12 protein-coding genes are annotated in these 11,850 nt (G+C 71.8%); 6 read left to right on the top strand and 6 right to left on the bottom strand.

The annotated features are described in order from the left end of the window. Positions 1-48: 48 nt before the first annotated feature. Both ACX114_RS39620 and ACX114_RS39615 read left to right on the top strand, forming a co-directional pair. Positions 49-1,158 (top strand): glycoside hydrolase family 19 protein, encoded by a 1,110-nt coding sequence (locus ACX114_RS39620; RefSeq protein WP_459293210.1) that lies wholly within the window; start codon positions 49-51, stop codon positions 1,156-1,158. Between the two features lie 362 nt (positions 1,159-1,520). Then, complete coding sequence (locus ACX114_RS39615; RefSeq protein ID WP_459293208.1) at positions 1,521-2,768, top strand: hypothetical protein; 1,248 nt, start codon at positions 1,521-1,523, stop codon at positions 2,766-2,768. Here ACX114_RS39615 and ACX114_RS39610 read toward each other — a convergent pair whose 3' ends face one another. The 3 genes from ACX114_RS39610 to ACX114_RS39600 all read right to left on the bottom strand — a co-directional run bounded on the left by ACX114_RS39610 (position 2,769) and on the right by ACX114_RS39600 (position 5,173). Then, on the bottom strand, positions 2,769-3,272 hold the full coding sequence (locus tag ACX114_RS39610) for an arsinothricin resistance N-acetyltransferase ArsN1 family A (RefSeq protein ID WP_459293206.1): 504 nt from the start codon (positions 3,270-3,272) through the stop codon (positions 2,769-2,771). Then, positions 3,269-4,042, bottom strand: coding sequence for a hypothetical protein (locus ACX114_RS39605; RefSeq protein ID WP_459293204.1), 774 nt, complete (start codon positions 4,040-4,042; stop codon positions 3,269-3,271). Before ACX114_RS39605 ends, ACX114_RS39610 begins: the two co-directional genes overlap by 4 nt. A gap of 111 nt (positions 4,043-4,153) precedes the next feature. Continuing rightward, entirely contained in the window at positions 4,154-5,173 is a 1,020-nt protein-coding gene (locus ACX114_RS39600; protein ID WP_459293202.1) for a GNAT family N-acetyltransferase, read from the bottom strand. Between the two features lie 165 nt (positions 5,174-5,338). On the opposite strand from ACX114_RS39600, the gene ACX114_RS39595 reads away from it, so the two are divergent. From ACX114_RS39595 to ACX114_RS39580, 4 genes are all read left to right on the top strand, one after another. Continuing rightward, the gene (locus tag ACX114_RS39595) at positions 5,339-5,764 is read left to right on the top strand and encodes a nuclear transport factor 2 family protein (protein WP_459293200.1); all 426 of its coding nucleotides are present in this window, start codon (positions 5,339-5,341) and stop codon (positions 5,762-5,764) included. 185 nt (positions 5,765-5,949) lie between these two features. Further along, entirely contained in the window at positions 5,950-6,744 is a 795-nt protein-coding gene (locus tag ACX114_RS39590) for a hypothetical protein (protein WP_459293198.1), read from the top strand. 79 nt (positions 6,745-6,823) lie between these two features. Beyond that, positions 6,824-7,396, top strand: a complete 573-nt coding sequence (locus ACX114_RS39585) for a YceI family protein (RefSeq protein ID WP_459293196.1) — start codon at positions 6,824-6,826, stop codon at positions 7,394-7,396. After that, entirely contained in the window at positions 7,393-8,202 is an 810-nt protein-coding gene (locus tag ACX114_RS39580) for a Rieske 2Fe-2S domain-containing protein (RefSeq protein ID WP_459293194.1), read from the top strand. Before ACX114_RS39585 ends, ACX114_RS39580 begins: the two co-directional genes overlap by 4 nt. 54 nt (positions 8,203-8,256) lie before the next feature. Here ACX114_RS39580 and ACX114_RS39575 read toward each other — a convergent pair whose 3' ends face one another. From ACX114_RS39575 to ACX114_RS39565, 3 genes are all read right to left on the bottom strand, one after another. Beyond that, positions 8,257-9,321, bottom strand: a complete 1,065-nt coding sequence (locus ACX114_RS39575; protein ID WP_459293192.1) for a CBS domain-containing protein — start codon at positions 9,319-9,321, stop codon at positions 8,257-8,259. Between the two features lie 125 nt (positions 9,322-9,446). Further along, entirely contained in the window at positions 9,447-10,556 is a 1,110-nt protein-coding gene (locus ACX114_RS39570; RefSeq protein WP_459293190.1) for an ArsA family ATPase, read from the bottom strand. After that, a complete protein-coding gene (locus ACX114_RS39565; RefSeq protein ID WP_459300404.1) occupies positions 10,553-11,506 on the bottom strand; it encodes an ArsA family ATPase in 954 nt (317 codons plus the stop codon). Before ACX114_RS39565 ends, ACX114_RS39570 begins: the two co-directional genes overlap by 4 nt. Positions 11,507-11,850: the final 344 nt, after the last annotated feature.

The following is an 11,850-nucleotide window of genomic DNA, read 5'->3' as shown; positions in this document are numbered from 1 at the left end:
TCGCGAAAATCCGGGCACTGATTTACCTCTTTTCCCGGAGTTTTAACCGTGACGACCTATTCCGTTCGCAGCGGCGACACGTTGAGCGGCCTCGCGCAGCGCTTCAACACGTCGGTGTCTTCGCTCCAGAAGACGAACCACATCGCGAACGCGAACCTCATCCGCGTGGGCCAGAGGCTGACGGTCCCGGACGGGTTCCAGGCTGCGCCGTCGAAGGCGGGCAGCTACACGGTGCGCAGCGGGGACACGCTGAGCGGCATCGCGGGGCGGCACGGCACGACGGTGGGCGCGCTGGCGAAGGCGAACCACATCGCGAACCCGAACAAGATCTACGTGGGCCAGCGGCTCACGATTCCGGGCGCGGGTGGAGGCGCGGCGCCGGTGACGTCGAAGCCGCCGTCCGGGGGCGCTTCGTACACGGTGCGCAGTGGAGACACGCTGAGCGGCATCGCGGGGCGGTACGGGACGTCGGTGGGCGCGTTGCAGCAGGCGAACCACATCGCGGATCCGAACAAGATCTACGTGGGCCAGAAGCTGACGATTCCGGGCCGCACGGGAGGCTCGGGTGGGACGTCGAAGCCGCCTCCGTCGACGGGGGGCGTGGGTGGGACGCCGGGCACGTCGGGTGGGAAGGGTGGGGTGACGGTGGCGCAGTTGCGGCGGATCATGCCGAACCTGTCGCAGGCGAAGGCGGAGCAGTACCTGCCGCACCTGAACAAGGCGATGGCCGAGGCGAACATCAACACGCCCCGCCGCAAGGAGATGTTCCTGGCCCAGTTGGCGCATGAGAGCGGCGAGCTGCGCTACATGGAGGAGATCGCCTCCGGCGCCGCGTACGAGGGCCGCAAGGACCTGGGCAACACGCAGCCGGGCGACGGCAAGCGCTACAAGGGCCGGGTCCCCATCCAGCTCACGGGCCGCGCGAACTACCGTGCGGCGGGCAAGGCGCTGGGCATCGACCTGGAAGGGCACCCGGAGCGCGCGAAGGATCCGGACGTCGCGTTCCGCATCGCGGGTTGGTACTGGGGCTCGCGCAACCTGAACAGCTACGCGGACGCGGGCAACTTCCGCGAGGTCACCCGCCGCATCAACGGCGGCTACAACGGCCTCGCGAGCCGCGAGATGTACTACCGCCGCGCGCAGGACGTGCTGGGCTGAGCCCGTCTGGTGCGTGGGACCCGGGTCCCACGCCCGGGCGCATGGATGCGAAAAGGTGCCTGTGATTCCGGGCACCTGAGCGTGGCGTACTGGCTGCACAGGGCGCGGGCTCCTCCTTCCTCGGAGCGAGCCTGATGTCCCGAATCGATGCGCCCGGTAGCAGTCCGCTGTCCCCCGACCCCACGCTTCCCGAACCCGATGCACCCGCGCCGGAGCTCCGCGTGGGCACGACCGCGTCCCGCAGGACCTCCGTCAGTGAGAGCAGTGCGTCCTCGCCTTCTCGCAACGAGCTGCGGCCCTATGACGGTCCCTCCGTTGCTCCTTCCACACCCCGTACCCCTACGCATGCGGACGGTCCCGCCGTGTCCGCGCGTGAGCTCGCGGCCATGGGGGGCAGGCTGCGTTCCTCCTCCGCTCCCGTTCCCGAGGACGTCTATGCCTCGGTCCGCTCGCACCTGACGCGCAGCCTGTCGAACCCCTTCCTCACCGGCAGCGATGTGAAGGCCACGCACGATGCGCTCGGCTCCGTGCCTCGTGACGCGTACCGCGCCACGCTGGAGCGCATGGACCGGGATGGACTGCTCTCGGCCTACGTGTCCCGGATGGATGCTCCGTCTCGCCAGGCCTTCCTTGAGCAGGCCGCGTCCAACGGCGTCCTCTCGCGGCGCCCTGGCGGTGAGGCGGGACCGCTTGGCATGCCTGGACGGCCGGAGACCTTCGTCAATGATCCGAAGCTCCCTGCATCCCTTCGCGACGCGGTGAATGCTCACGCCACCGACACGGGCCGTGCCGCTGTCGTCGCCTATGACGCCTACCTGCAACGCTATGGCGACGCCGTGGCCCAGGCCGGCAGCCTCCAGGCGCTTCGCGCGCTCGGGCCTCCTCGGTCGCTGGACCTGCGTGAGACGTCACTCGGACTCTCCTGGTCCGACCCGCAGCGCGAACGCTATGAGTCCGAATGGAAGGCCGGCCTGGGACGCCCCCGACACTCGCTCGTCCAGGCCTATGAGACCGTCACCGCCCGCGCGCAGGTCCTCTCCGGCGAACGTCCTGCCGGTGCCTTCGTCTCCGCCGAAGCGAGCGCGTCCCTCGAGATGCTCCACTTCAAGCGCACCGCCCATGCCTCCGCGCGCGGCACCACCGACGTCCAGACGCAGGCAGGCATCGCCACCAAGGCCGGGCCTGTGGGCCTGGAGGTGATGATGGACGCGCACGGCAAGACGGAGGCCCAGCTCCAGCTGGAGCTGGGCATCGCCAGCGTGAGCCGCGACTCCGAAGGCAAGGTGGAGCTGTCCCTGGGCGCCGGCTCCCACGCCCGCGCTCATGCGTCCCTCAACCCTCGCACCGCGGAGTTCGGCGGCGGCGTCTCCTTCGAGGTCTCCGACAAGGAGAGCCAGAGCCATGCCGGCCTCAAGCTGGGCTACGGCCTGCGCGGACTCACCCCCGAGCGTGCCTCCCAGGCCGTCCGCGACGACATCCCCGGCCTCTTCAGCCGCCCCAAGGACCTGGACCCTGGCGTCGCCTGGGAGGCCCTGCCCGCGGAGCGCCGCGCCCTCTATGAACGGCAGGGCTGGACGCGCGAGGAGTGGGCCCAGGACACCCGGCGCTGACTACCTCACGTTCGCGTGCAGCACCCTCTCCACCACCACGATGTCGTGCCACACACCGTCGAGCGGGGCGTGCTTCTCGTGCACGCCCACCTCCCGGAACCCCAGCCGCTTCAGCAGCGCGCGGCTGCGCAGGTTGGTGGCGAAGACTCGCGAGGTCAGCTTGTGGAAGCCCGCGGCCTCCGCTTCCCGCAACAGTGCCTCCATCACGTGCCGGCCCACGTCCCGGCCCCGGGCCTCCGGTGCCACGTAGACGCTGAAGTCCGCGATGCCCGCGTAGCACTCGCGCGGGCTGTACGCGCCGGTGGAGGCGTACGCGATGACGCGTCCGGCCTCCTCCGCCACCAGCACCGGGTAGCGCTTGCCCAGCCACCCGTCGATGTCCTCGGGCGTGCGCGGGCGCGTCTCGAAGGTGGAGGCTCGCTCGGCGAGGGCTGCGTTGTAGATGGCAGCGATGGCCGCCCGATCCTCGCGCGTGGCGGCCCGGACCGTGGGCAGTGCGCTCACGGCGACGTGCGCTTCGCTGGCGCCTCCGGCTCCTCGGCCTCCGGGCGCAGGGAGATGGCGGTCCACAGCGCGAGGTGCCAGGGGACGAAGAGCAGGGCCACGCCATACGAGACCAGGGCCAACGGGAGCGCGACGACCATCCACAGCACCGCCGCCACCCACAACACCACCGAACCGATGGACTGCATGTCCCTCGACCGGGTGTGGTGGCCCATCAGGGAGAGCCCGGTGAAGATCCAGAGGATCGAGGCGACGCCGAAGGTCACCTCGGCCGCCGCCGGCATCCGGAAGTAGCTGAGGAAGAACCACAACCCCACCATGGCCGACGACTGGTACAGCGCGCTCGCCACCGCCAGGACGACGTTGCCCGCGGTGAGCCCCGCCGGCCTGCCGTCAGTGCCCTTCGACTCCAGCAGGTCGGGCGGCAGCTCCATCGCGTACGGATAGCCCATGGAGATCAGGGACTCCTTCGCCGCGTGCCGCACCTTCATCCCGCCCGAACCCGTGTAGTCCCCCACCGGGTTGCTCCGGTCCAGGAGCCCCAGCAGCAGATCCGCCCGCTCGCGCAGCGGTTCGTCCGGCGCGGGCAGACGGCCCAGGCCCACGATGAGCGCGTCGATGTCCGCGCGAACCACCCCCGGCGAGCGCACCTCCTCCAGCAGGAGCGTCAGCGGCGGGAACGACTCCGCCGCGATGGACTCGGGAACGTCGGCGGGCGCCTCGTCGATGGCGGCGTGCGACGGCTCGGAACGGAGGGCTTCCTGGGACATGGGTGCTCCTGGAGGACAGTCATCCTCCGGCGGAGGCCCGCGAGCAAGGGGGGCTCCCCCCGCCCTCGGGTGCCAGGAGGAGACAGTGTCCGTGGAACCGCCCCGGCCCCTTCAGCGCAGGAACTTCTCCACCACCACCACGTCGCGCCACGCGCCGTCCACCCGCGCGTGCTTCTCATGCGTGCCCACCGTGGTGAACCTCAGGCGCTCGAACAGCTTCAGGGTGTGCGACTGGTCCGCGAGGACGCTGGTGGTGAGCTTGTGGAAACCCGCTTCTGCCGCGGCCTTCAGCAGCGCCTTCAGCAGCAACTCGTCCAGGCCCCGGCCCCGGACGTCCTTCGCCACGAAGAGGCTGAAGTCCGCGATGTCCGCGTAGCACTCGCGCGAGCTGTAGGCGCGGGTGGCCACGCACGCGACGACGCGCCCGTCCTCCTCCGCCACCAGCACCGGGTGCCGTGCGTCCTCCTCGCCTTCCACCGGCGCCTCGAAGGTCGTGGGACGCCGCGCGAGCGCCGCGTCCTGGAGGCCCTCGATGGCGTCCCGGTCCTCGGGCGTGGCGGGCCGAACGGTGGGCGGGGGCGGGCTCGCGCGCGGCGGCACGGGGGCCTCCAGCGACGCCGGAGCCGACATGGCCATCACGATGGCGCACACCAGCGACAGGTGCCACGGCATCAGCAGCGCCGTGACGAACTCGCCCTTGAACAGGGCCACCACGGCCATCACCGCCCAGATCACCGCCTGGAGCATGAGCCACAGCGACCCGCTGGTCCGACGATTCGGGTCGTCCCTCGCGATGCCCCACAGCGACACCAGCGAGGGGAACAGCACCAGGAGCGCCACGGTGCCGTAGCCCCGGGTGAACAGCGCCTGGAAGTCCCATGGCGTCACGTTCGCGAGCGGCATCACCCGGCGCAGCTGGTACAGCGCGCACAGCGATACGAAGACCACCGTGCCCCAGCCGGGCGGAGAATGCTCCACGGTCCTGGGCCCCGGAGCGTCGGACGCCTCCTCCGTCTGACTCCCATCGGCCACGGGGGGAACCAAGCCCAGCAGGGCTGCCTCGGCCTCCTGCCAGGACTGCTTCCTCGGGGCGCTGGACGGCGGTTCGGGGCGGTGGGCTTCCTGGGACATGTCGGCGTCCTGTCTTCCTCCACCGGGCCACCCGGGGGCAAGGGGGTGGGGCCTCCGTCCGGAGGACGAGGGAGCAGCCGCCAGCGGTGGGCCATGCCCCCCTCGCGTGCGCACCCTTTCCGGGCACACCCCTGACTTCTCATTCGCGACGAGCGAGGACACCCGATGCCGATGGAACGAGCGCAGCGGTTCGTGGACGCACTGTTGAAACTGGAGGAGCACGGCGACATCGAGCCGATGGTCGCCCTCTTCGCCGACGATGCGCAGGTGAGCAACGTCGCGTCACCCAATGTCTTCTCCGGCAGCGACGGCGCCCGCCGCTTCTGGACCGAGTACAAGGGCACCCTCGGCCAGGTGAAGTCCACCTTCCGCAACATGATTGAGTCCGGCGACCGCGTGGCCCTCGAATGGGAGACGCAGGGCACCGGGCGCAACGGGGCCGCCATCGCCTACGAGGGCGTCTCCATCATCGAGTGGGACGGCGACCGGGTCCGCCGCTTCTTCGCCTACTTCGACCCGCACGCCCTGGGCCAGGAGCTGGCGCACGGCACCGCGCCCCGCTCGCAGGTGCCCTCGACGACACCGGCCTGACGCGGACGCGACCTCCGGCGGTCCCTGGGGTTCTTATGGCTGCGGCCATCCAGGGACATGCCGACATCGCAAGGTTCACCCGGACCCAGTGTGCACTGCCGTGCACCTGGACCGCGAGCCGGGGTAGCCTGGGAAGGCATGGCCCCCCCTTTTTCCGACGGGCCGCGTCGTCCCCCCGGAACCCCATGATGACTCGCGTCATTTCCCCCCTCCTGGCCGTCATGTTCCTGGCGGCCTCCCCCGCTGGCGCGGCCCTCGCGCCGGACGCTCCCGTGATGGTCGCGGCGGCGAAGCGCAAACCCGTGAAGCGCAAGCCCGCGAAGCCGGTGCCGCCGCCTCCGCCGCAGGAAGTCGCGCCCGCGGCCCCCGCGCCGGTGACGCCGGACGTCACGCCGCCCGTGTCCGCCACGCCGGAGTCCGGTTCCACGGGCTCCGCCGCGCCGCAGGACTCCAGCACCTCCGAGCCCAGCCTGGACTTCGACCTGCTCACGCCGGAGGCGGAGGCCTCCAAGGGCCTGCTGGACCCCGACCTCCAGAAGGACCTGGAGACGCGCCGCACCATGCTCAAGCTGCACCAGGGCCTGGGCCTGGCCATGGCGGGCGGCCTCACCGCGGCCACCGTGCTGGGGCAGATCCAGTTCAGCCGTTCGTTCACCGACGGCGGCGGGGACAACCGCTCGCTGCTCGCCTGGCACCGGGGCGTGGTCATCGGCACGTCGCTGCTGTTCGCCACCGTGGGCACACTGGGCATCCTGGCGCCGGATCCGGTGGAGCGTCCGTTCCAGTGGGACACGGTGACGTTCCACAAGATCTTCATGAGCCTGGCCACCGCCGGGATGATTGCCCAGGCGGTGCTCGGCATCCTCGCCACCCACAGCTACGGCGAAATCACGGAGCCGAAGTACGCCACCGCGCACCAGGTGGTGGGCTATGCCACGTTGGGCTGCGTCGCCGCGGGCATCGTCACGCTCACTTTCTGACCCCCTTCCCCCTGTCGTGAATGTCTCCGCGCGCCGGCCGTTGTGCGGAGGCAAGACGTATCCCCCTCTGGAGGACGCCGTGATTGCTCGACGACTCGTTCTTTCCGCTGCCCTGCTGTTCGCGCTGCCCGCCGCCGCGCAGAACGCGAAGATGTACTCGGTGAAGAAGGACGCCAGCTCCCTCACCTACAAGCTCATCCACAAGATGCACACCGTGTCCGGCAAGGCCGCCCCCAGCGAGGGCAAGGCCATCCTGAAGCCGGACGGCACCCTCCAGGTGGCCGTGCGCGCGCAGGTGAAGGACTTCGACTCGCAGAACTCCAACCGCGACACGCACATGCTGGAGGTGACGGAGGCCGCCAAGTACCCGCTGGTGGAGGTGAAGGCCGTGGGCACCGGGGTGAAGCCGCCCGCCACCTTCCCGGGCTCCGTGCCGGTGACTCTCAAGGGCAAGCTCACCTTCCACGGCGTGACGAAGGACGTGGAAATCCCCATGACGGTGAAGTTCGACTCCGCGAAGCAGGTGACGGCGGACGGGTCCTTCAAGATCAGCCTGGAGGGCTACAACATCGAGCGCCCCACGCTGCTGCTCGTGAAGGTGGATGACGAGCTGGTGCTGGAGCCGCACCTCGTCTTCACGGAGGGCACGTGAGCTCGTCGCGCCGGGACTTCTTCAAGAAGCTGCTGGGCACGGGCGTGGTGGTCGCGGGCATTCCGCCCGCGTGCGCGCCCAACATCGACCCCTCGCCGGTGCTGGACGTGCCCACGCCCGGTGAGGACGGCATCGTGTCGTTGGTGGTGCAGCGCTACCCGGACCTGTCCCGCGCGGGCGGCTCGGTGACGCTGCGCTTCCCGGGTGGATCCGGGCAGGAGAACCTGCTGGTGGTGCACCCGTCCGCGGACACCTACGCGGTGCTGTCCGCCACGTGCACCCACGTGGGCTGCCCCATGGGCTTCGATGGGACGGAGGCCGTGTGCCCCTGCCACATCTCGAAGTTCGACGTCACGACGGGCGCGGTGACGCAGGCGCCCGCCACGGTGCCGCTCAAGACGTACGTGGCCACGTACAACGCGGGCACGCAGGTGCTGAGCATCAACCTCAAGGCCGGCAGCGACAACTTCCCGTCGGTGGTCGACGGCAAGGTGACGCTCACCTTCGCGGAGTTCCCCGACCTCCAGAACACCGGCGGCATGGTGAGCGGCAACCCCACCGGCTACGGCAAGACCATCTTCGTCTTCAAGCTGGCGGACGGCTCCTACTCCGCGGTGGACTCCGTCTGCACGCACCAGGGCTGCGAGGTGGGCTTCGATACGGGCCTCGACGAGCTGCTCTGCCCGTGCCACGCGTCCACGTTCAGCAAGACGGGCGTGGTCGACCCCGGTGGCGCGGCGACGGTGAACCTGAAGACGTTCCCCGTGACGGCGGACGCGTCCGGCGTGGTCGTCTCCATCGCCTGATCATGAAGGCCGGGACGGGAGGCGCTTCAGGCCTCCCGTCTTTTCAGGCGCTGATCAGCGCAGCCGGCTCCAGAACGAGCGCCGGGACGAGATGCGCTCCAGCGCCTCCTGCAGCTCCTCGTCCTGGTCCGCGCGGCTGGCGATGTCCCCCAGCGCGATGATGCCCACGAGCCGGTCGTCGGGCTCCACCACGGGGATGCGGCGCACCTGGCGGCGGCCCATCAGCTCGATGACGCCGTGCAGGTCCTCCTCCGGCAGCACCGCCTCCAGGTCCTCCGTCATCACGTCCGAGGCGCGCAGGCCGTCCACGGCGCGCTGGCCCGTGAAGGCGCGCAGCGCCAGGTCGCGGTCCGTGACCAGTCCCAGGAGTCGTCCTCCCGCGTCCACGATGGGCACCACGCCGCAGTCCTCGTCCCGCATCAACTGCGCCACCTCGCGCAGGGAGCTGTCGCGGCGGGCGGTGCGCACCTGGCGGGTCATGATGTCGCGCGCGGTGAGCGGCTCGCGCCTCCAGCGGCGGCGCGAGGATTCGGACGCGGTGGACGTGTCTCGGGAGCCGCGGAGCATGGGGTCCAGCGGGAAGCGCTCCTCCCGCTGGGGCGCCAGCCGGTCGCGCGGGCGCGCGTCCTCGCGGGAAGCGGCGCGGGCGGGGCGGTCGCGCAGCAGGGGCTCCTGGCCGCCGTAGCCGCTGCGGTCCCACTCGCGGTAGTCGGCGCGCTGGGGCTGCATCTCCTGGACGGTGTCCTCGCCCTGGGTGCGCCGGGGGACCGCGCCGGTGGCGTAGCGCACGTCCCGGTCGTCGCGGCCATAGGGCCCGGTGGTGCCGCCGTCTCGCTCGCCCTCGCGGTCCGCGCGCCAGGTGCCGGTGTCGTCCACGTCCGTGCGCACGCGGCCCAGGCGCCACGCGGCGGCGCGGTGGAAGCGCCCCTGCCGGTCGGCGGGCAGCTCGTCGCGCCCGGGGCTCCAACCGCTCACGTCGGACTCCGAGCGCTCGCGCGAGCCCGGCGGCGCCACGTCCGGTGAGCGGTGCGTGGCCATCGCGTCGGTGGGAGGCGTGGAGATGTCCGCGCGCCCCAGGTCATGCCTGCCGTTTCCGTTGCTGTAGTCCTTGGTGCCCATGTGCGTCGCAAGCCTCCTCGACTTGCGAACATGGGAAGCGGGCCCGGACGCGCAAAGCTCCAGCCGGCCAGGTGCGGCGCCGCTCGCCCGTCCGCCCTGGCGCGAGGTGCAGCCCGGGCGGGACGTCAGACGACGGTGAGCGCGTCCCCCAGGTGCACCAGCCCCCGGAAGTCCTCCAGGTCCGCGCCCGCGTCCGGCGCGGCGATGGCCAGCGCGCCCCGGGGCAGCCCTTCGGCCAGCCTCGCCAGCAGCGAGCGGTGGGCCTTGGCGCGCGCGTCCTCCACGCCCGCCAGGTGCTCCAGCGCGCTGACGGCGTCCGTGTCCGCGGCGTTGTTCGCGTGCGGCTTCAGCGCGGCGGCCGGGGCCAGGTCGTCATCCCGCGCCCAGCTGCGGTTGAGCACGTAGCCCGCGAAGGGCAGCCCCTTGGCCTGGAGCGCCTCCTGGAAGAAGGTGGCCTCGCGCAGCGCGGCGGCCTCCGGCGACGTGACGAGCAGGAACGCCGCGTCCTTCGACGACAGGTGCTCGCGCAGCCGGTCCGCGTGCAGGCGGATGCCGGCGAACAGGCCTCCGAAGGCGGCGACGAAGGTGCGCATCTCCTGCGCGAAGCCGCCGCCGAAGATGCCATCCAGCACCTTGCCCACCAGCGCCTGCGCGCCCTGCCACAGCCGGCCCGTGCGGCCCGAGTCCGGACCGAAGAGGGAGATGATCCGCTCGTCCAGGAAGCGCGACAGCCGGCCCGGCGCGTCCAGGAAGTCCAGCGCGTGGCGGCTGGGCGGGGTGTCCAGGACGATGAGGTCGTAGTGGCCCTCCGCGATGAAGCCGTCCAGCGCCTCCGCGGCGGCGTACTCCTGCACGCCCGCGACCAGCTCCGACAGGAAGCGGTACAGGCGGTGCTCCAGGATGGTGCGCGCGGCGCTCTCCGTGGCGGACAGCCGGCGCACCATGCGCTCGAAGACGATGCGCGGCTCCAGCATCCACACGTCCAGCCGGCCCTCGCCGCGTTTTCCATCCGCGTACAGGCGCTCCGGAGGCACGGAGGTGGGCTCCGCGCCGTTCTCCTTCAGCCCCATGGCCTCCGCCAGCCGCCGCGCCGGGTCGATGGTGAGCACCAGCACCTTGCGCCCCGCGCGCGCCGCGGCCACGCCCAGCGCCGCCGCCGTCGTCGTCTTGCCCACGCCGCCCGCGCCGCACAGCACGAGGATCCGCTTGTCGCGCAGCATGCCGTCCAGGTTCATGGCGTGGCCTCCCGGCCGCCGCGGGTCGCGGCCCCTTCGAGTTTGGACTCCAGGAGCTCCGCCAGCCGCTCCACCAGCGCCATGCCCGTCAGCGCCAGCTCCGGCAGGCCCCAGTGGGGCACGCCCACGCCGGCCGCCAGCCGCTCCCGGGCCAGCCGCGCGCGCTCCAGCCGCTCCAGGGCCCGCTGCCCCCGGTGCGGCCCGTGCGTCTCCAACAGCCGCTCCAGCGCCGCGCGCGACTCCGGCGTGAAGGGGTCCTCCGGCATGCGGTTGAGCACCGCGGCGGACAGGGGCAGGCCCACGTCCTTCAGCTCGCCCACCAGCGCCAGCGTCTCGCTCACTGGCAGGGGCTCCGGCAGCGTGGTGACCACCACGCCCGTGCGCGCGGGGTCCTGGAGCAGGTCCAGCCCTTCACGCACCGCGCGCCCCACGGGCCCGCCCGGCATCAGCGACAGGATGCTCCGGGGCAGCGTGGCCAGCGCCAGCGCGTGGCCCGTGGCGGGCAGGTCCACCACCGTGAGCGGGTGCACCCGGCGGCCATCCGGGTGCGTGAGGCGCAGGAGCGCCAGGAGCTGGAACATCAGCCCCATCTCCTTGAGCGCGGGGCCGGCCTCGAGGAAGCGCCGCAGCGCCCGGGAGCGCAGCGCGGCCTCCGCCAGCCACTTCACGGGCAGGGTCTCCTCCAGGAAGAGCCGGTGGCCCTCCTGCGCGGACAGGCGCACGAAGGACAGGTTCGGCCCCGCCGGCACCACGCGCGGCCCGGCCTCCTTCACGCCCACCAGCCCCGCGAGCGTGGACGGGCCGCCCTCGTCCGGGGACAGCTCCGCCAGCAGCACCGGCCGGCCCGAGCGCGCCGCCGCCACCGCGAGTGCCGCGGAGAGCGTCGTCTTGCCCACGCCGCCCTTGCCCGACACGAGCACGGCGCGTCTGCTCCACAAGGACTCCAGCACCAACGCTCCCATCCCCCGCGCCAGCGGCGCGACCCTTCACGGTGAGCAAGGAAGCGCGTTCCGACAACCGGCCGGAGATGCGCCCAGGGGCGGCCGTCCGTCTGGCCGCCCGCTCCACGAGCATAGCGGCTTTCCGCCCACGCCCCGCAGGGGGCCCTGCTTCGCGCTGACCCGGCCGTGACACAACGGCCACCCCCCCACGCCATGACGCGACGTGCGAGGAATGACCCGGCCCGGAGGGGCACGTGGCGTGCGCGTGCGCGTGACCCGGAGGGTTGGACGGGCGGATTGCCTCGGAAAGAAGGGGTCACGGACTGGTGACGGGCCCCGGGTTTTGGGTACCC

The organism is Corallococcus sp. M7 (assembly GCF_054512695.1).
The sequence above is the reverse complement of the archived record's forward strand: the minus strand, read 5'-3'. Positions and strand labels throughout refer to the sequence as shown.